This is a genomic window from Streptomyces sp. NPDC048506 (assembly GCF_040651315.1).
Classification (GTDB): Bacteria; Actinomycetota; Actinomycetes; order Streptomycetales; family Streptomycetaceae; genus Streptomyces.
The window spans coordinates 70,991-89,730 of the sequence record NZ_JBEZIX010000024.1 but is presented as its reverse complement, the minus strand read 5'-3'; the positions used below and the strand labels follow the sequence as shown (position 1 = coordinate 89,730).

General features: G+C 70.4%; 16 protein-coding genes and 2 pseudogenes. 4 read left to right on the top strand and 14 right to left on the bottom strand.

Annotated features, from left to right (window positions below):
• Nucleotides 1-46: 46 nt before the first annotated feature.
• From pssA to AB0C96_RS20775, 10 genes are all read right to left on the bottom strand, one after another.
• Nucleotides 47-907: a CDP-diacylglycerol--serine O-phosphatidyltransferase gene (gene pssA, locus AB0C96_RS20820; RefSeq protein ID WP_362919145.1), complete on the bottom strand. Its 861-nt coding sequence runs from the start codon at nucleotides 905-907 to the stop codon at nucleotides 47-49.
• Nucleotides 894-1,541, bottom strand: coding sequence for a phosphatidylserine decarboxylase (locus AB0C96_RS20815; RefSeq protein ID WP_030079423.1), 648 nt, complete (start codon nucleotides 1,539-1,541; stop codon nucleotides 894-896). Before AB0C96_RS20815 ends, pssA begins: the two co-directional genes overlap by 14 nt.
• Before the next feature lie 170 nt (nucleotides 1,542-1,711).
• On the bottom strand, nucleotides 1,712-2,917 hold the full coding sequence (locus AB0C96_RS20810; protein WP_362919144.1) for an acyl-CoA dehydrogenase family protein: 1,206 nt from the start codon (nucleotides 2,915-2,917) through the stop codon (nucleotides 1,712-1,714).
• Nucleotides 2,918-2,922: 5 nt separating this feature from the next.
• Nucleotides 2,923-3,447 carry a MaoC family dehydratase gene (locus AB0C96_RS20805; protein ID WP_362919143.1) on the bottom strand — a complete coding sequence of 175 codons (525 nt, stop codon included), beginning with the start codon at nucleotides 3,445-3,447 and terminating at the stop codon, nucleotides 2,923-2,925.
• Nucleotides 3,448-3,452: 5 nt separating this feature from the next.
• Entirely contained in the window at nucleotides 3,453-4,451 is a 999-nt protein-coding gene (locus AB0C96_RS20800) for a CoA ester lyase (protein ID WP_362919142.1), read from the bottom strand.
• On the bottom strand, nucleotides 4,448-6,460 hold the full coding sequence (locus AB0C96_RS20795; RefSeq protein WP_362919141.1) for a protein meaA: 2,013 nt from the start codon (nucleotides 6,458-6,460) through the stop codon (nucleotides 4,448-4,450). The genes AB0C96_RS20800 and AB0C96_RS20795 overlap by 4 nt, the downstream gene beginning before the upstream one ends.
• 41 nt (nucleotides 6,461-6,501) lie before the next feature.
• Nucleotides 6,502-7,839: a crotonyl-CoA carboxylase/reductase gene (ccrA, locus tag AB0C96_RS20790; protein WP_362919140.1), complete on the bottom strand. Its 1,338-nt coding sequence runs from the start codon at nucleotides 7,837-7,839 to the stop codon at nucleotides 6,502-6,504.
• Nucleotides 7,840-8,351: 512 nt separating this feature from the next.
• Nucleotides 8,352-10,826: an AAA family ATPase gene (locus AB0C96_RS20785; RefSeq protein ID WP_362919139.1), complete on the bottom strand. Its 2,475-nt coding sequence runs from the start codon at nucleotides 10,824-10,826 to the stop codon at nucleotides 8,352-8,354.
• A 48-nt stretch (nucleotides 10,827-10,874) separates the two neighbouring features.
• Nucleotides 10,875-11,678: a TetR family transcriptional regulator gene (locus AB0C96_RS20780; protein WP_362919138.1), complete on the bottom strand. Its 804-nt coding sequence runs from the start codon at nucleotides 11,676-11,678 to the stop codon at nucleotides 10,875-10,877.
• Nucleotides 11,679-11,814: 136 nt separating this feature from the next.
• Nucleotides 11,815-13,635 (bottom strand): 3-hydroxybutyryl-CoA dehydrogenase, encoded by a 1,821-nt coding sequence (locus AB0C96_RS20775; protein WP_362919137.1) that lies wholly within the window; start codon nucleotides 13,633-13,635, stop codon nucleotides 11,815-11,817.
• 394 nt (nucleotides 13,636-14,029) lie between these two features.
• Here AB0C96_RS20775 and AB0C96_RS20770 point away from each other — a divergent pair, with 394 nt between their 5' ends.
• Nucleotides 14,030-14,725, top strand: coding sequence for a HEAT repeat domain-containing protein (locus AB0C96_RS20770; RefSeq protein ID WP_362919136.1), 696 nt, complete (start codon nucleotides 14,030-14,032; stop codon nucleotides 14,723-14,725).
• On the opposite strand, the gene AB0C96_RS20765 is transcribed toward AB0C96_RS20770, so the two are convergent.
• Nucleotides 14,692-15,231 (bottom strand): GNAT family N-acetyltransferase, encoded by a 540-nt coding sequence (locus AB0C96_RS20765; protein ID WP_362919135.1) that lies wholly within the window; start codon nucleotides 15,229-15,231, stop codon nucleotides 14,692-14,694. The genes AB0C96_RS20770 and AB0C96_RS20765 overlap by 34 nt on opposite strands.
• A 286-nt stretch (nucleotides 15,232-15,517) precedes the next feature.
• Here AB0C96_RS20765 and AB0C96_RS20760 point away from each other — a divergent pair, with 286 nt between their 5' ends.
• The 3 genes and pseudogenes from AB0C96_RS20760 to AB0C96_RS20750 all read left to right on the top strand — a co-directional run.
• Nucleotides 15,518-16,309: an SDR family oxidoreductase gene (locus tag AB0C96_RS20760; RefSeq protein ID WP_362919134.1), complete on the top strand. Its 792-nt coding sequence runs from the start codon at nucleotides 15,518-15,520 to the stop codon at nucleotides 16,307-16,309.
• 205 nt (nucleotides 16,310-16,514) lie between these two features.
• Nucleotides 16,515-16,874 carry a MerR family transcriptional regulator gene (locus AB0C96_RS20755; RefSeq protein ID WP_362919133.1) on the top strand — a complete coding sequence of 120 codons (360 nt, stop codon included), beginning with the start codon at nucleotides 16,515-16,517 and terminating at the stop codon, nucleotides 16,872-16,874.
• A 190-nt stretch (nucleotides 16,875-17,064) separates the two neighbouring features.
• Nucleotides 17,065-17,420: pseudogene (locus AB0C96_RS20750) on the top strand (transposase); the annotation flags it as partial.
• A 59-nt stretch (nucleotides 17,421-17,479) separates the two neighbouring features.
• Here the strand turns inward: AB0C96_RS20750 and AB0C96_RS20745 are convergent.
• The 3 genes and pseudogenes from AB0C96_RS20745 to AB0C96_RS20735 all read right to left on the bottom strand — a co-directional run.
• Entirely contained in the window at nucleotides 17,480-17,935 is a 456-nt protein-coding gene (locus AB0C96_RS20745; protein WP_362919132.1) for a hypothetical protein, read from the bottom strand.
• A 226-nt stretch (nucleotides 17,936-18,161) separates the two neighbouring features.
• Nucleotides 18,162-18,431 (bottom strand): transposase, encoded by a 270-nt coding sequence (locus AB0C96_RS20740; RefSeq protein ID WP_362919131.1) that lies wholly within the window; start codon nucleotides 18,429-18,431, stop codon nucleotides 18,162-18,164.
• A 117-nt stretch (nucleotides 18,432-18,548) separates the two neighbouring features.
• A pseudogene (locus AB0C96_RS20735) lies at nucleotides 18,549-18,734 on the bottom strand (radical SAM protein); the annotation flags it as partial.
• Nucleotides 18,735-18,740 lie beyond the last annotated feature (6 nt).

The following is an 18,740-nucleotide window of genomic DNA, read 5'->3' as shown; positions in this document are numbered from 1 at the left end:
ATCGTTCGCCCGGGGCTCTCGGCGTTGCGCGAGGTGTCTGTCGCTGCTAGGGGAGCTGCGCGGCGCGCTGCTCGGCGCGGGACTCGCGGCGGTTGTCACGGAAGGTGTTCACCCTCCGGGCCGTGGCGAAGAGCGGGATCATCGCGCCCAGGACCACCTGTAGGGAGCAACCGGTCTGCAACAGCAGCTGGCCGCCGGGGGCGTCCAGTGCCCAGGCCGCCAGCATGCCCATGCTGAGCACGATCCAGCTGAGCATCGCCACCGCGAGCCGGCCGCGCGGCTTGGGGTACTCGACCCGGCTCACCATCAGCCAGGCCACCCCGATGATCGCCAGCAGCGTCGGCAGGAACGGCAGCTCCAGCAGCACGATGGCGACGACGGTCAGGGCGCCGAAGGGACTCGGCATGCCCTGGAAGATCCCGTCGCGCAGGGTGACGCAGGAGAACCGGGCCAGCCGCAGCACCACCGCCAGCAGCACCACCACCGCCGCGACCACCGACACCCGCTGGTGCGCGTCCTGGGCGACCATGCCCCAGGTGACGACGAAATACGCCGGCGCCAGCCCGAAGCTGATCAGGTCGGAGAGGTTGTCGAGCTCGGCCCCCATCGCCGAGGCCCGGAGCTTGCGCGCCACCAGTCCGTCGAAGAGGTCGAAGACCGACGCGAACAGCATCAGGATCACGGCCATGGCCGCGCTGTGCCGGGCCATTCCGCCGTCCTCGGTCCCCGTGAGGTGCGGAATGAGGACCCCGGTGGTCGTGAAGTACACGGCCATGAAGCCGCAGATGGCGTTGCCGAGGGTGAGGGTGTCCGCTATTGACAGCCGCGTGGACAGCGGCATGTCGTCCTCGTCCGCGTCGGTCTCGGGCGCCCAGCCCGCCTGAGTCTCAGGATCAATCACGGTCAAGACGTGTCACCCCCGCGGTGGTGGCCTGGCCGACCTCGACCGCCACCTCGACGCCCTCCGGGAGGTAGACGTCGACGCGGGAGCCGAAACGGATCAGACCGATCCGCTCGCCCTGCTCCACCTTCGTGCCCTCGGGCACGTAGGGGACGATGCGGCGGGCCACCGCGCCGGCGATCTGCACCATCTCGATGTCGCCGAGCTCGGTGTCGAAGTGCCAGACGACCCGCTCGTTGTTCTCGCTCTCCTTGTTGAAGGCCGGAACGAATCCGCCGGGGATGTGCTCCACGGACGTCACCGTGCCGGCCAGCGGCGCGCGGTTGACGTGGACGTTCAGCGGGCTCATGAAGATCGCGACGCGGGTGCGACCGTCCTTCCACGGCATGATGCTCTGCACCACGCCGTCGGCCGGAGAGATGACGCGACCCTGGGCGATCTCCCGCTCCGGGTCGCGGAAGAACCACAGCATGCCCGCCGCCAGGGCGGTGGTGGGCACGGCAACGGCGGCCCAGCGACCGGACCGGCGGGACCGGGCGAGGCTGACCGCTGCCGTGGCAACGGTCGGCAGGAGCCACGGCGACGCTCCGCGCGCGAGGCGGACGCGACCGCGTTGTGCAGAGGATTGGCTGTGGGGCATGGATGACCTTCGTAGCGGAGGATGCCGCGTATGGATACGGGGGACGGCGGCTTTCCGGGGATGCTATCGGTTGCGGGCGGCAACTGGCCAAGAGCCAGAGCCAATCCGTGGCCGAAGTACGATGACGGGGTGTGATCTTCGTCTAGGCCAAAGGTGGCCAAACCGGGCGTTCACGCCTGGATTCGGTACTCCTCCAGTAGCCGGCGACCAATGATCATTTTCTGGATCTCGGCGGTGCCTTCACCGATCAGGAGCATCGGGGCCTCGCGGTAGAGGCGCTCGATCTCGTACTCCTTCGAGAAGCCGTAGCCACCGTGGATGCGGAATGCGTCTTCCACTACCTCCTTGCAGTACTCGGAGGCCAGGTACTTCGCCATGCCCGCCTCAAGGTCGTTTCGCTGGCCGGAGTCCTTTTTGCGGGCGGCATTAACCATCATCGCATGGGCCGCTTCGACCTTTGTTGCCATTTCTGCCAATTTGAACTGGATGGCCTGGTGCTGCGCGATCGGCTTGCCGAAGGTGTGCCGCTGCTGCGCGTACGAAACGCCCAGCTCGAAGGCGCGCTGGGCGACACCGCAGCCGCGCGCGGCCACGTTCACCCGGCCGACCTCGACGCCGTCCATCATGTGATAGAAGCCACGTCCGCTCTCGCCGCCGAGCACCCGATCGGCCGGGATGCGCAGCCCGTCCATGATCAGCTCGGTGGTGTCGACGCCCTTGTAGCCCATCTTCTCGATCTTGCCCGGGATGGTCAGACCGGGCCGCACCTCGCCGAAACCGGCCTCCTTCTCCACGAGGAAGGTGGTCATCGACTTGTGCGGAGCGGTGCCCTCCGGGTGGCCCTCGTCGGTGCGACACAGCACCGCGACGAGGGTGGACGAACCGCCGTTGGTGAGCCACATCTTCTGGCCGGTCAGGACGTAATCGTCGCCGTCCCGCACACCCTTGGAGGAAATGGCCGAAACATCCGAGCCGAGCGCCGGCTCCGACATCGAGAAGGCGCCCCGGATTTCACCGGCCGCCATCTTCGGCAGGAAATAGTCCTTCTGCTCCTGCGTGCCGTGCTGCTTGAGCATGTAGGCCACGATGAAGTGGGTGTTGATGATGCCCGAGACGCTCATCCAGCCGCGGGCGATCTCCTCCACGGTCAGCGCGTACGTCAGCAGGGACTCGCCCAGCCCGCCGTACTCCTCGGGAATCATCAGGCCGAACACGCCGAGTTCCTTCAGGCCCTCGACGATCTGCGTCGGGTATTCGTCGCGGTGTTCCAGTTCCGTGGCGACCGGCAGGATCTCCTTGTCCACGAAGTCGCGGACGGTGGAGAGAATTTCCCGCTGGATGTCGGTGAGGCCCTCGGTCTGCGCAAGACGGGTCATGGCGGTCAGTTCTCCTTCTTCGCGGCAGGGGCCTTGAGCTCCGGGCGGCCGGGCTGCTCGCCGCCGCGCTCCTTGATGTATGTGGCCGTGGGGACCATGACCTTGCGGCGGAAGACGCAGACCAGGGTGCCGTCCTGCTTGTAGCCCTTGGTCTCGACGTACACGATGCCGCGGTCCGACTTGGACTTCGACGGCGTCTTGTCGAGCACCGTCGTCTCACCGTAGATCGTGTCGCCGTGGAACGTCGGCGCCACGTGCTTCAGCGACTCGATCTCCAGATTGGCGATCGCCTTTCCGGAGACGTCCGGCACCGACATACCCAGCAGCAGCGAGTAGATGTAGTTGCCGACGACGACGTTCTTCCCGAAGTCGGTGGTCCGCTCCGCGTAGTTGCTGTCCATGTGCAGCGGGTGATGGTTCATCGTGAGCAGGCAGAAGAGGTGGTCGTCGTATTCGGTGACGGTCTTCCCCGGCCAGTGCTTGTACACGTCGCCGACGGTGAACTCTTCATAGGTACGGCCGAACTGCATCGCGCTTATGCCTCCGGGGCCTCGAACGTGGATGTACGGATCATGCCTGCGGCCCGGCCCTTGCCGGCGACGACGAGAGCCATTTTCCGACTCGCCTCGTCGATCATCTCGTCGCCGAGCATCGCCGACCCCTTCTTGCCGCCCGCCTCCGAGGTGTGCCACTCGTAGGCGTCCAGGATCAGCTCGGCGTGGTCGTAGTCCTCCTGAGAGGGCGAGAACACCTCGTTGGCGGCCTCGACCTGACCGGGGTGCAGCACCCACTTTCCGTCGAAGCCGAGCGCGGCGGCACGGCCGGCCACCTCGCGATAGCCATCAAGATTCTTAATCTGAAGGTAAGGGCCGTCGATTGCCTGGAGATCGTAGGTTCGAGCCGCCATCAGGATGCGCATCAGAATGTAGTGATAGGCGTCCGCGCCATATCCCGGTGGCTGCTCACCGACCACCAGGGACTTCATGTTGATGGACGCCATGAAGTCGGCCGGACCGAAGATGATGGTCTCCAGTCGGGGCGAGGCGCCGGCGATCTCGTCGACGTTCACCAGGCCCTTGGCGTTCTCGATCTGCGCCTCGATGCCGATCCGGCCGACCTCGAAGCCCATGGTCTTCTCGATCTGCGTCAGCAGCAGGTCCAGCGCCACGATCTGCTGGGCGTCCTGGACCTTGGGCAGCATGATGCAGTCGAGGTTCGGCCCGGCGCCCTCGACGACCGTGATGACGTCCCGGTACGTCCAGTGCGTCGTCCAGTCGTTGACCCGCACGACCCGCGTCTTGCCGGACCAGTCGCCGTTGTTCAGGGCGTCGACGATGGAGTGCCGGGCGCCCTCCTTGGCGAGCGGAGCGCAGGCGTCCTCCAGGTCCAGGAACACCTGGTCCGCGGGGAGCCCCTGGGCCTTCTCCAGGAAGCGCGGATTGCTGCCGGGGACCGCGAGGCAGGAACGCCGCGGGCGGGGGCTGCGCGGGCCGCCCCGTTGGGGAGTCGTCCCGGGGCGGTTCACGGGGGTCATGCGGGGACCTCCAGGGGGTCGAGCTGGTTCGCCTTACGGATCTCGTCGACGATACGGCCGATGATCTCCGTGATACCGAAGTCCTTGGGGGTGAACACGGCCGCCACTCCGGCTTCCCGTAGCGCGGTCGCATCGGCGGCGGGGATGATGCCGCCGACGATGACGGGGAGGTCGTCCACACCCGTACGGCGCAGTCGGGCCAGTACGTCCGGCACCAGCTCCGCGTGCGAGCCGGACAGGATCGACAGGCCGACGCAGTGCACGTCCTCGGCGACCGCCGCCGAGACGATCTGCTCCGGGGTGAGCCGGATGCCCTGGTAGATGACCTCGAAGCCGGCGTCCCGGGCCCGTACGGCGATCTGCTCGGCGCCGTTGCTGTGCCCGTCCAGGCCGGGCTTGCCGACCAGCAGCCGCAGCTTGCCGCTGCCGAGTTCGGCGGCGGTCCTGGCGACCTTCTCGCGGACCGTCGCCAGCGGGCTGCCCTCCTCGGCGGCGACCGCCAGCGGAGCGCTGGAGACGCCCGTGGGGGCCCGGAACTCGCCGAAGACGTCCCGCAGCGCCCAGGCCCACTCGCCGGTCGTCACACCGGCACGGGCGCACTCCAGGGTGGCCGCGAAGAGGTTGGCGTCGCCCGCCGCGGTCTTCTTCAGCGTCGACAGCGCCTCCTGGGCGCGCGCCTCGTCGCGGTTGTCCCGCCACTCGTGCAGCGCCCGCACCACGCGTGCCTCGTTGGCCGGGTCGACCGTCATGATGGCGGTGTCGAGGTCCGCGGTGAGCGGGTTGGGCTCGGTGCCCTCGAAGCAGTTGACGCCGACGATCTTCTCCTCGCCGGCCTCGATCCGGGCCCGCCGCTCGGCGTGCGCGGAGACCAGCTGCGACTTGAGGTAGCCGGACTCCACCGCGGCCATCGCGCCGCCCATCTCCTGGATCCGGTCGATCTCCGCCAGGCAGTCCGCGACCAGGGCGTCCACCTTGGCCTCGATGACATGCGAGCCGGCGAAGATGTCCTCGTATTCGAGGAGGTCGCTCTCGTGCGCGAGGACCTGCTGGATGCGCAGCGACCACTGCTGGTCCCAGGGCCGGGGCAGCCCCAACGCCTCGTTCCAGGCGGGGAGTTGGACGGCCCGGGCGCGGGCGTCCTTGGAGAGCGTGACGGCCAGCATCTCCAGCACGATCCGCTGGACGTTGTTCTCCGGCTGCGCCTCGGTCAGGCCCAGCGAGTTGACCTGGACGCCGTAGCGGAAGCGGCGCTGCTTGGGGTCCTCGATGCCGTAGCGCTCGCGGGTGATCCGGTCCCAGATGCGGCCGAAGGCGCGCATCTTGCACATCTCCTCGATGAACCGCACGCCCGCGTTCACGAAGAACGAGATGCGGGCCACGACGTCGCCGAACTTCTCCGGCGGCACCTGTCCGGAGTCGCGCACCGCGTCCAGCACCGCGATGGCGGTGGACATGGCGTAGGCGATCTCCTGCACCGGCGTGGCCCCGGCCTCCTGGAGGTGGTAGCTACAGATGTTGATCGGGTTCCACTTGGGGATGTGGGCCACCGTGTACGTGATCATGTCGGTGGTCAGTCGCAGCGAGGGACCCGGCGGGAAGACGTGCGTCCCGCGCGAGAGGTACTCCTTCACGATGTCGTTCTGGGTGGTGCCGGACAGCTTGGTGATGTCGGCGCCCTGCTCCTCGGCGACCACCTGGTACAGCGCCAGCAGCCACATGGCCGTCGCGTTGATGGTCATCGAGGTGTTCATCTGGTCCAGTGGGATGTCCTGGAACAGCCGCCGCATGTCGCCGAGGTGGGACACCGGGACCCCGACCCGGCCCACCTCGCCGCGGGCGAGGACGTGGTCGGGGTCGTATCCGGTCTGCGTCGGGAGGTCGAACGCGACCGACAGGCCGGTCTGGCCCTTGGCGAGGTTCCGCCGGTACAGCTCATTGGACGCCTCGGCGGTGGAGTGCCCGGCGTACGTCCGCATCAGCCACGGACGATCCTTCTGACGCTCAGTCATATCAGGCCCGTATCTTCGTGGTTCCGCTCGTCCGAGACGTCTCAGACGTTCCGGAACCGGTTGATCGCGTCGAGGTGCTTGGCACGCATCTCCTCGTCGCGGACTCCCATACCCTCTTCGGGCGCCAGCGCCAGCACGCCGACCTTGCCCTGGTGCAGGTTGCGGTGCACGTCGTACGCCGCCTGCCCGGTCTCCTCCAGGGTGTACGTCTTCGACAGGGTCGGGTGGATCTTGCCCTTGGCGATCAGGCGGTTGGCCTCCCACGCCTCGCGGTAGTTGGCGAAGTGCGAGCCGATGATCCGCTTCAGCGACATCCACAGGTAGCGGTTGTCGTACTCGTGCATGTAGCCCGAGGTCGAGGCACAGGTGGTGATGGTGCCGCCCTTGCGGGTGACGTAGACGGACGCGCCGAAGGTCTCGCGGCCGGGGTGTTCGAAGACGATGTCGATGTCCTCGCCGCCGGTGAACTCGCGGATGCGCTTGCCGAAGCGCTTCCACTCCTTGGGGTCCTGGGTCCGCTCGTCCTTCCAGAACTTGTAGCCCTCGGCGTTGCGGTCGATGATCGCCTCGGCGCCCATCTTCCGGCAGATCTCCGCCTTCTGGTCGGAGGAGACCACACAGATCGGGTTGGCGCCGCCGGCCAGCGCGAACTGGGTGGCGTACGAGCCGAGCCCGCCGCTCGCGCCCCAGATCAGGACGTTGTCGCCCTGCTTCATGCCGGCGCCGTTGCGGGACACCAGCTGGCGGTACGCGGTCGAGTTGACCAGGCCCGGCGCCGCCGCCTCCTCCCAGCTCAGGTGCTTGGGCTTGGGCATCAGCTGGTTGGACTTGACCAGGGCGATCTCGGCCAGGCCACCGAAGTTGGTCTCGAAGCCCCAGATGCGCTGCTCGGGGTCGAGCATGGTGTCGTTGTGGCCGTCGGAGGACTCCAGCTCGACGGAGAGGCAGTGCGCCACGACCTCGTCACCGGGGGTCCAGGCGTTGACGCCGGGCCCGGTGCGCAGGACGACGCCGGCCAGGTCGGAGCCGATGACGTGGTACGGCAGGTCGTGGCGCTTGGTGAGCTCGCTGAGCTTGCCGTAGCGCTCCAGGAAGCCGAACGTCGAGAGCGGCTCGAAGATCGAGGTCCACACGGAGTTGTAGTTGACCGAGGAGGCCATCACGGCCACCAGGGCCTCGCCCGGGCCGAGCTCGGGCACCGGCACGTCGTCGATGTGCAACGACTTGCGGGGGTCCTTCTCCCTGCTGGGCAGGCCGGCGAACATGTCGGCCTCGTCCTTGTGCACGGTCACCGCGCGGTAGGACTCGGGGATGGTCAGCGCGGCGAAGTCGGCGCTGGTGGTGTCAGGCGCGAGGATTGCGTCCAGGATTTCGTTCACGGGTGCCTCCGGCGAAGCTCGTCTTGGGGAACGGCTTGAGGGAACGTCGGGGGTGGTACGGAGGGTGGTGCCGTCGGTTCGGCCGGGGTGGCGCCGTTTCCTTCGTCTCTGCTGTTGTCGCAGAGCCGCCGGTCGCGGTGCCTGGCAGCGCTGGCTTCGCTCCGCTCCGCCCTTGCTTGTGACAAGGGCCTTGGGAGCAAAGCGTGCGCGAAGCCCAGCGGGTGCTGGGGGGTGCCTGTGACGCAGGCGTCCGGGCGGACAGCCGCCTAGGGCTGGTGGGACAGCCGGCGTGCGTTGGTTCTCTGCACGCCGGCCGCCCGGACACCTTCAACGTATGACACCGCGTGCCAGTCGACAAGACACTGAGTGCCAAGAATTTCTCTCAGATGTCATTCGGGCGGCACGCATGAGCAACAGAGGCCCCGATCGGAGGCGTGATCGTCACAGAGAGGAATCTCGCCGGTACACACCGTATGCGCCGGCGGGGTTAGGCCATTCGGGTCGCGGCCCGGTCAGCTCCTGGGCGTCAGTCGCGCACGGGCCACCGGCCACAGCTGCGCCCCGGTGTGCAGTACGAGCAGCGCCGTCGCCACCGTGCTGGCGCGCAGCGCCCCCGCCCAGGCGCCGGCGGCGAGCAGACCGGCGGCGGGCACCGCGTGGAAGTGGTGGAGGACCACCGCCGTCAGGTCCCCGAGCCGGCTGCCCCCGCTCCGTTGCCACACCCGCCGGGCCGCCCACGCCGTGGCGCCCGCCAGCGCCAGGTGCGCGGGCCACAGCGCGACCGACCCGCCGCGCACCAGCGCATCGGCCAGGCAGCCCAGCGCCCAGAGCGCACCGCAGACGGGCAGGAACAGCAGCCGCAGCAGTACGGGCCGTACGTGCCGCCGGGCAGGTCCCACCGGCGGGGCAGGCACCTCGGAGGGCGACACCTCCGCGTCGCGGTCCTCCGGTGCCGGGGACGGCTCCTGGAGGAGGTGGTCCGCCGACAGCTTCAACCACGGCGGCTTGATCGTCAGCAGCCGGTTCCGCAACAGCGGCAGGTGGTGCGCGTCGGCCTCGCTCAGGGCCTCCCGCAGCAGCTGCTCGGCCGCGCCCGGACGGTTCGCCTCGATCTCCGCCTGGGACAGCAGGGCCAGCGCCTCGATCGTCGCCCGTACGTCCTGGGACCTGCGGGCCGCTGTCAGCCCGCGGCGCAGCAGCTGATGGACGTGCCCGCGTTCGTGCTGGTGGGCGGCGCAGCCGGCGAGCTTCAGCCAGGCGTACGCGGCGACGGTGAAATCGTCGCCTTTGTCCGTCGCGGCGACCGCCATCCGGTACGACAGCGCCGCCTCCGGCGCGCGCCCCAGCTGCTCCTCGGCGTCGCCCCGGGTGAGCAGCGAGGCCGCCAGGCGCCGCCGGTCACCGCGCAGCGCCCAGCCGCGCACGGCCCGCCCGTAATGGTGCGCCGCGGCTCGATGGTCGCCGCGTTCCGCCGCCTGTTCGCCCAGGTCGTCGTCGAGCTCCGGCGAGCGCACCCCGGCCCTGATCCGGGCCAGATGGCCCGCTTCGGCGCACGACCGGGCCTCCTGCCAGCGCTCCAGCGCGCGGTACTGGGACCGCATCGTGCGCAGCAACTCCGCCTCGCGAAGGTGGTCACCACGGTGCTGCGCCGCGACCACCCCGTACCGCAGCGCGATCAGTGCGTCCACGGTGCGGTTGCGCCGCAGGAGGTACCCGACCAGGGGATCGACGACCGGCGCGACCCGTTCGTACCGGCCCTGGTCCACCGCCGCGGCCAGCGCCGCCGCCAGCGCGTTCCGCTCCCGGTCGAACCACGGGTCGCCGGCGGTGCCGGCCCGCCGGCCGTAGTGGGCCATCAGGCGGTCCAGCGCCGCGTGGCGCGCGGGCTCCGGCTCCTGGCACGCCAGCTCGTTCACGTACAGCCGCAGCAGGTCGTGGAAGCGGACCCGGCGCCCGGAGCCGGTGCGGCGCAGCAGCTGCGCCCGCGTCAGTCGGCGCAGCGTCCGGTCGGCCTCCGCTGCCGAGACGCCGGCCAGCGCGGCGGCGGACTCGGTATCGATCTCGGTGCCGGGATGCAGCCCCAGACGCCGCAGCATGCGCGCGTCGGCCTGCTCCAGCGTCTGGTGGGACGCTTCGAACGCCTGCCGTACCGGGTCGAGTTCGGCGAGGCGCTCGCCAGGCGGACGTAACGCCGCCAGGACGCGCTCGGCGCTGTCGTCACCGTCCCGCAGCCGGCCCGCCACGACGTCCAGCGCCAGCGGCAGGTGGCCGCAGAGCCTTGCGATCTCGTCCAGGTGCCGCTGCGGGACCGGCTCGGCGGCCGCGGCCGCCAGCAGCGCGACGGAGTCCTCCGGGCGGAGCGCGTCCAGCCGCTGCACGGCGACCCGCGCGTCATCGGGAGTCCTGCGGACCGTCACCAGCAGCCGGTGCCGGCTGTCGGGGGGTAACAGCGGGACGATGTGCTCGTCGGGCGAGGCGTCGTCGAGCAGGATGAGCAGCGCCCCGTCCGCTTCGCACAGTTGACTGCGGAACTGGCCGAGCAGACCCGCCCGGTGGGGCTGGATCTGGTCGTCCGGGATGCCGAAGGAGCGCAGCCAGCTGCACAACAGCTCCTCGACGCTCATCTGCTCCCCGCCGCTGTGCGCCCGCGCGTCCCCGTACAGCACACCGCCGGGAAACCACGGGTGGGCCTCATGGGCGGCCTCCGCGAGCAGCGCCGACTTGCCGACGCCGCCTTCGCCGGTGACTGCTATCGCCGTGGGCGCGCCGGCACCGAGACCGGGTGCCAGCAGGGCGAGGAGTTCGGTGAGCGCGGCCGACCGGCCGACCAGGGTGGCCGGCCGGGGCGGCAGCGCGCGGAGCGAGCGGACCGGCGACGGCGCGGGGTAGATCTGTACGACGCCGCCCTGGATGACGCTCCCGGCCTGCCCGCCGCTGATGCTGTTGTGGGTGGCCGGAACCGGCCCCGCCCCGTTCGCGTCCGCCACGCCACGTGAATAGCACGGACGCGGCAGGCCCGTCAGGCGGTTACCGGATCACTTGTGCTCCTTGATCGCCTTGCGGATCGTGCGCATGACCTCGTCCAGCGGGGCATCCGTGCGGGCCACCGCGACCAGCACCTCGCCCTCGCGCGAGACGGCCGCCGGGGGTTGCTCGCCCGTGGAGGCGCGGCCCGCGCCGATGCCGGCGCCGAAGGTCTCGCGGACGATCTCGAAGGCGTGGTCGAGCTGGGCCTCCACATCGCCCTCCGCGCCCGCTCGCAGCCAGCGGCGCAGGACGTGGTTGTGCGCGGTGACCACGGCGGACGCGGCGACCTCGGCGAGCAGCGGGTCGTCGTCGCCCTCGCGGTGCGCGCCCTCGTCGAAGTGGCCCAGCAGATAGCGGGTGAACAGCCGCTCGTAGCGGGCCACCGAGGCGATCTCGGCCTCGCGGAGGGTGGGCACCTCGCGGGTCAGGCGGTAGCGCGCCACCGACACGGCCGGGGACGCCGCGTACATCCGCATGACCTCCTTGATGCCGCGGCAGACCGTGTCGAGCGGGTTCTCGTGCGGCGGGGCGGCGTCCAGGACCGCCTCGGCGCGGACGAGGGTGTCGTCGTGGTCGGGGAAGATCGCCTCTTCCTTGGAGCGGAAGTGGCGGAAGAAGGTGCGCCGGGCGACGCCCGCGGCCGCCGCGATCTCATCGACCGTCGTCGCCTCGTAGCCCTTGGTCGCGAACAGTTCCATGGCCGCCGCCGACAATTCGCGGCGCATCTTCAGCCGTTGCGCGGCCGCCCGGCGGGTGCCGGGAGTGCTGGTGTCGGGGGCGTCGGAGGGCTGCGTGCGAGCGGGCTGGGACATGTGGGGACGGTACTGCATATTTACCCGGCCTGCGGCATGAGGTGCCGCCTCCGCCCTCGTGGGCGGGGGTGGACCGCCGTCCGGTTCCAGCAGTCCACCCCAGCCTCCCCCGGTCGGGCGGGGGCGCCACCACGCGTCAGCGCCGGGCGTACTCACGGAAGCCGCGGCCGGTCTTGCGGCCGAGGCAGCCCGCCGCGACGAGGTGCTCCAGCAGCGGAGACGGGGCCAGCCCCGGGTCGCGGAACTCGGCGTGCAGCACCTTCTCGATGGCCAGCGACACGTCCAGGCCGACCACGTCGAGGAGCTCGAACGGGCCCATCGGGTAGCCGCCGCCGAGCTTCATCGCGGCGTCGATGTCGTCCGGGGACGCATAGTGTTGCTCGACCATCTTGATCGCGTTGTTCAGGTACGGGAACAGCAGCGCGTTCACGATGAAGCCGGCGCGGTCACCGCAGTCCACCGGGTGCTTGCGGACCTTGGTGCAGACCGCCCGCACCGTGGCGTGCACCTCGTCGTCCGTCAGGACCGTACGGACGATCTCCACCAGCTTCATGGCGGGGGCCGGGTTGAAGAAGTGCATGCCGATGACGTCCTGCGGGCGCGAGGTGGCGCGCGCGCACGCGACGACGGGCAGCGACGAGGTCGTGGTCGCCAGGACCGCGCCCGGCTTGCAGACCTTGTCCAGGGTCCGGAACAGCTCCTGCTTGACGGCCAGGTCCTCGGCCACCGCCTCGACGGCCAGGTCCACGTCGGCGAACGCGTCCAGCGAGCCGGCCGGCGTGATCGCCGCCAGCGCGGTGTCCCGGGCCTCGGCGGTCAGCCGGCCCTTGTCCACCGAGCGCGCCAGCGACTTGGCGATCCGGGCCTTGGCCTTCTCGGCCTTCTCCAGGCCGCGCGCGGCCAGCACGACCGCGTAGCCGGCCTTGGCGAAGACCTCGGCGATCCCACTCGCCATCGTCCCGGAGCCGGCGACGCCGACGGTGGTGACCGCACGGCCGGCGCCGAGCTCGTCGGCGGCCGCCGGGGTCTCCGCATCCGGGACCACGGTGTTGCTGCCCGGGGCCTCGTAGGTGTAGAAGCCACGGCCCGCCTTGCGGCCGGTCAGCCCGGCCTCGGCCAGCTGGCCCAGGATCGGCGCGGGGGCGTGCAGCCGGTCGTGGGACGCGGCGTACATCGCCTCCAGGACCGTGCGGGCGGTGTCCACGCCGATCAGGTCGAGCAGCGCCAACGGGCCCATCGGCAGGCCGCAGCCGAGCCGCATGGCCGCGTCGATGTCCTCACGCGTCGCGTACTTGGACTCGTACATGGCGGCGGCCTGGTTCAGGTAGCCGAACAGCAGGCCGTCGGCGACGAAGCCGGGCCGGTCGCCGAGCGCGATCGGGTCCTTGCCGAGGTCGCGGGCGAGCTCGGTGACGGCGGCGACCACGGCCGGTGCGGTGAGCACCGAGGAGACCACCTCGACCAGTTTCATGGCCGGCGCCGGGTTGAAGAAGTGCAGACCCAGCACCCGCTCGGGGCGCTGCGAATCGGCCGCGAGGCGGGTCACGGACAGGGCGTTGGTGCCGGTGGCCAGGACGGCGTCCGGGCGCACCACCGTGTCCAGTTCGGTGAGGACCTGCCGCTTGAGCTCGTACTCCTCCGGCACCACCTCGATCACCAGGTCGGCGTCCGCGGCGGCCTGGAGATCGGTGAAGGTGCGGAAGCGTGCCAGGGCGTCCTGGCGCTCGCGCTCGGTGATCCGCTCGCGCCGCACCGCGCGGGCGGTGGCGGCTTCGAGGGTGGCGACGGACTGCCGGGCCGCGGCTTCGTCGGTGTCGATGCCGATGACCTCGCGGCCGGCCCGGACCAGCACCTCGGCAATGCCGGTGCCCATGGTGCCGAGACCGACGATCGCCACGGTGGAAAGGGACAGGGGGGAGGCTTCAGTTGAGAGATCAGGGGTGGACTGAGGGCCCATCGCGAGACTCCTGGGAGAGTTCCCCTGAGGGCAGGGGAGAAGTGACGACTGAGGGGTTTCCGCGGGCGCGGGGCGTGGCAAAGGCGCAGCGGCTGGGATACGGCGGTGGACCGTGCGGAGCCGCAGCGCTGCTGGCAGCGCCGGCGGTGCGGGAGCCGCGGCCAGCCCTGTCCCGGGGCCGAGCCGTTTCTCCGTACTGTTGTCGTGCTGTGCGGTGCCGAACCGACTTCACTCTGTGGCGGCTGCGTCACCAGGCCGCCCGAGCAGGGGTGCTGCTCGTTCCAGCAGGTTAACCGGTGGGTAACCGAAGCACCAGGGGTAGTCCGGGTCATTAGGCTGTGGTGCATGCCACGTCGCAGGGAACCGGGGCGTCCCGGCGGGAGGGAAGCGGCAAATGGAAGAGGAATTCCACGAGTTGACGGACCGGGTGCGGGCCGAACTCCGCTCTCCACAGGACCTGGTCGCCTATGAACGGCTGCTGGGGCTGGCCCGTAAGAACACCCCCGCAGGGCGGGAGGAACTGGCCCAGATGCTGGTCGCCGTCGAGCGTCCCCTGTGGGCCCGGGAGATCGCCGCGTTCATCCTCGGCTGCGCCGGCGACAAGCGCGCCTTCGAGACGCTCGTACTGCTGCTGAACTACCGCGACCCGGTGCGCTGCGCCACCGCGGCACGCGCCCTAAGTCGCCTCGGCGACCCGCGCACCGCCCGCGCCGCGGCCGCGCTCGCCACCAACCCGCTGCGCACCGCCTACGCCCTGCACCCCGTGCGGTTACTGGCCGAGCTCCGCGCCCCGCAGTCCGTACCGGCGCTGATCGCCACCCTGGACCGGCTGCTGACCCCGCACAACCCCTACTGGCGGGTGGCGCTCGCCTGCGTAGAGGGCCTGGGCGCGCTGGGCGACCGGCGGGCCGTCCCGACGCTCACCGCCGCCGTCGCGCACCCCCGGCTGGCGGCCGCCGCGGCGGCCTCGCTGGCGCGACTGGGGGTCCATGAGGTGCCCGGGCAGGGCGGGCCCGGGGCGCAGGGGGGCGGTGGCCGGGCCGGGGCCGAGGACGCTCAGCGCGGGCCCGGTCCGAGCGGGCGCCAGTAGCGCACCTCGGGGACGCTGCTGCCACCCACCTCGTACGCCTCCTCCGCCCCGTCCGGCACGAAGCCGGCCCGCTCGTAGAACCGCCGGCCGCGGGCGTTGCCGCGCAGTACCCACAAGTACAGCGCGCGGAATCCGCTCGCCCCTGCGCGCGCCGTCCCGGCGGCCAGCAGGGACCGTCCGACGCCGGTGCCGATCACGCCCGGAGCCAGGTACAGGGCGTACACCTCGCCCGCCAGCCGATCGGCGGTGGGCGGGGCGGTCGGTCCCGGGGCGAGATCGCGGTCCCGGGCCGGCCCCACGCTGATCCACCCGATGATCCCGCCGTCGCGCTCGGCCACCAGGTCGCTCACCTCCGGCGGCCGGCGGCCGAACCGCGAACGCTGCCGCTCGGCGTCCTCGGCCACGCTCATCGCATCCAGGTAGGCCTGGGGCATCAGCCCCCGGTACGCCGCCTGCCAACCGTGGACCCGGACCGCCGCCACCGCGTCGATGTCGGCCCCGGTCATCTCCCGTATCGGTGGCCGGTGCGGTGTCCGCCCCGGTGTCTGCCCCGGTGTTCGCGTCTGTCCCGGTGTCCGCGCATGAGATGTCGCCACGATCCCCTCCAAGGACGACTCCATGACGGACAGGCTAGGCCGCGGGGCAAGGGGTTTTCGGTCCGGTCCGGTCCTGGCCGGTCCGGGCCCGGACCGCTCTGGTGCCGGCTGGTCCGGTCCGGAGCCCGGTCGGTGGGCGGCCCGTCGGGGGAGCTGCTTGACCTTGCCCCAGGCGTCAAGGTTCGACACTCCTGCCATGGAACGCACCATGCAGACCGGGCCGGACGCGCCCGGAACCGACGACAGGGTCGTGATCGTCACCGGGGCCGGTACGGGGATCGGGCGCGCCACCGCCCGTGCCTTCGCGGCCGAGGGGGCACGCGTACTGGCGGTGGGCCGCCGGGCCGAGCCGCTGGCCGAGACGGCGCACGGGGTCGGCCCCGGCGGCGGTGAGATCGTCCCGTGCGTCGCCGACATCACCGCGGACGGGGCGCCCGAGGCCCTCGTGCGCCGCGCCGTCGAGACGTACGGCCGGCTGGACGTGCTGGTCAACAACGCCGCGGTGGTGGGGAGCGGGGCGCTCGGCGGCTACACCAAGGAGGGCATGGCCCCGCTGCTGGCCACGAACCTGGTCGCGCCCGTACTGCTGACCCAGGAGGCGGTGCCCCACCTGGAGCGGACCGGCGGGGTGGTGGTCAACATCAGCACCTCGGTCGGTCAGCGGGGCTGGCCGGGCAACTCGGTCTACGCGGCGACCAAGACCGGGCTGGAACTCCTCACCCGCAGCTGGGCGGTGGAGCTCGCCCCGCGCGGCGTACGGGTCGTGGCGGTCGCCCCCGGTGCGATCGACACTCCGATCGCACTGCACCAGGGCTGGTCCCCGGAGCAGCGGTCGGCGGTACGGAAGTGGCAGATCGAGCACACGCCGCTGGGGCGGGTCGGCCGCCCGGAGGAGGTGGCCTGGGCCGTCACCGGGCTCGCGGCGCCGTCGGCGTCGTTCGTGACGGGGGTGGTCCTGCCGGTCGACGGGGGAGCGGTGGTGGGCTGAGCCGTCGCACCGGCGGGCGCGGCGACACCGCCGCTCCCGACCTGCGGCTCCCGACCTGCGGCTCCTGCCCTGCGTCCGTTGAGCCTCCGCTCCTGACCCGCCCACCCCCCGAAGGGGGGTGGGCGGAGGGGAAAATACAGGTGCGGTGCGAAAGCGGTGCGGTGCGAAAGCGGTGCGGCACGGGAGGCCGCCGGGAAGGAACCCCATGCGGATCGGTGAACTGGCGGACATCACAGGTGCATCGCCGCGCGCCCTGCGGAACTACGAGCGGGAGGGGCTGATCGCCTCGGAGCGGGCGGCGAACGGCTATCGCGTCTACGAGGCGCGCACGGCGGTGCGGGTGCGCAACATCCGCCATCTGCTGGCGGCGGGGCTCACCCTCGCCGACGTCCAGTGCTTCACGCCCTGCCTGGACGGCGATATGACCACCACCCTGCCGTCCCCCGAGGGTCTGCGCATCGCCCGTGAGCGGCTCGCCGTCATCGACGAGCGGATCGCCGCCCAGCTGGAGGCGCGCAACCGCCTGGCGCGGGCCCTGGACGCGGTTTCGGCCCTCTCGTCCTAGACGGCGGTCGACGGGCCGGCCGCAGGGCGGCGGTCGGCTCGGCTCAGCTCGGCTCAGAGCAGGGTCAACTGGGTCGGTTCGGGCGGCGCGTCGGTCGTCCGGGGGCGTACGTCCGGCGGCGGGATCCGGCGGGCCTCGCCGGAGCTGGGCACTCCGCTACAGCCGTCGCCAAGATGCTCAACGATGACGGCTGTTGGATGCCATCCCCCCCCGCACCCGAGGACTGCGAGGCAGGCCACGGCACCGGCCGCGGTGGCTGTTCGCCGATCGCGGCTACGCCTTCGACACGTACAGGCGCCTGATCCGCAAGCGGGGCACCACACCGAAGATCGCCCGCCGCGGCACTCCGCACGGCTCCGGCCTGGGCAAGACCCGCTGGGTGGTAGAGCGCACTTTCGCCTGGCTTCACCCATTCAAACGCCAGCGGATCCGCTACGAGATACGAGCCAACCTGCACCAAGGACTCCTCGAACTCGCCCGCAGCATCATCTTTTGAGGCGACTTCGCACCGCATTCCGAAACGATCAGTTGGGCCGTGTCCGGTAGAACGAAGCGATCCACCGGACAGGCCGTAGGCCGCTTGCATCACTCGGGTGTGCAGACGCTCAGAACCCTGGGCTCACCCAGTGGGCCATGATTCCGGTGCGTCCGTCGTCACCGCTGGAGATGGCAGCGGTGGCGGTGGCCCCGTTGCGGTACGCGTAGAGCATCACTGTGTCCGGGGCGGCGAAGGTGTACAGGAACGTCTGCCCGGCGGTGGCCTGGAAGCCGAAACCCGCGGCCGTTTGAATGCCGGTCACTGCTTCACTGCCGGGCATGATCCCGGCGTTGTTGTACAACGCCGTGTGGATCAACAGTAACCCCCCGCTCGCGGTGATAGCGAAGTTTGTGTGGGCGTTGTAGGCGATCTCCCACACTCCGGCATAGGGGATGGTGAGTGCCGGGACCTCGGAGATCTTCTCGTAGACGCTGTCGGCGGTGAGGATGTGGTTGAAGGTGAGTGGGCCGGTCTGAGTCCAGGAGCCTCCCCGTGAGGGGGCCGGACTGGTTGGAGTTGTCATGCCTGTCACGGTATGCGTGACAGTGGCAACTGGTAGGGCACTCATAACAGTTCGTCGGTAATTGTCACGTCGTTGGCTGGAAGATCTCAGAGAAACGTTCCGGCCAGTAACGGGAGTTCTGTAACGAGCCCCACGACCCCGTCAGGGCATGACGACCTCCCGACCGGATACGGGTTTTGCCGTTGTTCGGATCCATATGCGCTGCGTCGACCTATCAGACAGGTCCTCAAGCGGCCTTGCGTAAGTCGGATGCTGCTGAGCGTAGAAGGGCGTCCCGCCGTGCGAGGGCCTGTTCGACGGTGGCCCGCAGTTCTTCGGTCCATGGATAGGCCCGGATGGGAATGTCCTCGTACTTCACCGACCGCCAGACCCTCTCGATCTTGTTGAGCTCGGGGCTGTAGGGCGGCAGGTGGAAGAGGGTGATCCCGAGGTGTTCGAGCAGGGGGCGCGCATCCTTCATCCGCCGGCTGCCCCAAAGATCTCCGACTCGAGACACTAGGAATCCCTATAGGGACTCTTATGAGGACACCTAGAAATGCATCCTTTCCGTCACTTCGTCACCACCAGGAGATCCGACCGACAGTCGGCCGGCCGGGGGTGCCCCGTGGCGTCAACCGCGGTAGGGGTTGACGGTCCATTCGAACGGCATCCGGGACGCGCCCGGGACGCGGTTCACGATCGACCGGGCCCGCACTTCGTGGAAGGTGATCCCGCGGAATTCCGGGGTGTCGATCGTCCAGCTGACGACGTCCGCGCCGAACAAGGCGGAGGGGCTTTCGCTCAGATTGTCCCAGCGCATCGGGCC

Excerpts from the sequence above, each read along its gene's own strand:
- AB0C96_RS20815 (WP_030079423.1), bottom strand. The coding sequence starts at position 1,541 with ATGCCCCACAGCCAATCCTCTGCACAACGCGGTCGCGTCCGCCTCGCG.
- AB0C96_RS20810 (WP_362919144.1), bottom strand. The coding sequence starts at position 2,917 with ATGACCCGTCTTGCGCAGACCGAGGGCCTCACCGACATCCAGCGGGAA.
- AB0C96_RS20805 (WP_362919143.1), bottom strand. The coding sequence starts at position 3,447 with ATGCAGTTCGGCCGTACCTATGAAGAGTTCACCGTCGGCGACGTGTAC.
- AB0C96_RS20800 (WP_362919142.1), bottom strand. The coding sequence starts at position 4,451 with ATGACCCCCGTGAACCGCCCCGGGACGACTCCCCAACGGGGCGGCCCG.
- AB0C96_RS20795 (WP_362919141.1), bottom strand. The coding sequence starts at position 6,460 with ATGACTGAGCGTCAGAAGGATCGTCCGTGGCTGATGCGGACGTACGCC.
- AB0C96_RS20780 (WP_362919138.1), bottom strand. The coding sequence starts at position 11,678 with ATGTCCCAGCCCGCTCGCACGCAGCCCTCCGACGCCCCCGACACCAGC.
- AB0C96_RS20775 (WP_362919137.1), bottom strand. The coding sequence starts at position 13,635 with ATGGGCCCTCAGTCCACCCCTGATCTCTCAACTGAAGCCTCCCCCCTG.
- AB0C96_RS20770 (WP_362919136.1), top strand. The coding sequence starts at position 14,030 with ATGGAAGAGGAATTCCACGAGTTGACGGACCGGGTGCGGGCCGAACTC.
- AB0C96_RS20765 (WP_362919135.1), bottom strand. The coding sequence starts at position 15,231 with ATGACCGGGGCCGACATCGACGCGGTGGCGGCGGTCCGGGTCCACGGT.
- AB0C96_RS20760 (WP_362919134.1), top strand. The coding sequence starts at position 15,518 with ATGGAACGCACCATGCAGACCGGGCCGGACGCGCCCGGAACCGACGAC.
- AB0C96_RS20755 (WP_362919133.1), top strand. The coding sequence starts at position 16,515 with ATGCGGATCGGTGAACTGGCGGACATCACAGGTGCATCGCCGCGCGCC.
- AB0C96_RS20745 (WP_362919132.1), bottom strand. The coding sequence starts at position 17,935 with ATGACAACTCCAACCAGTCCGGCCCCCTCACGGGGAGGCTCCTGGACT.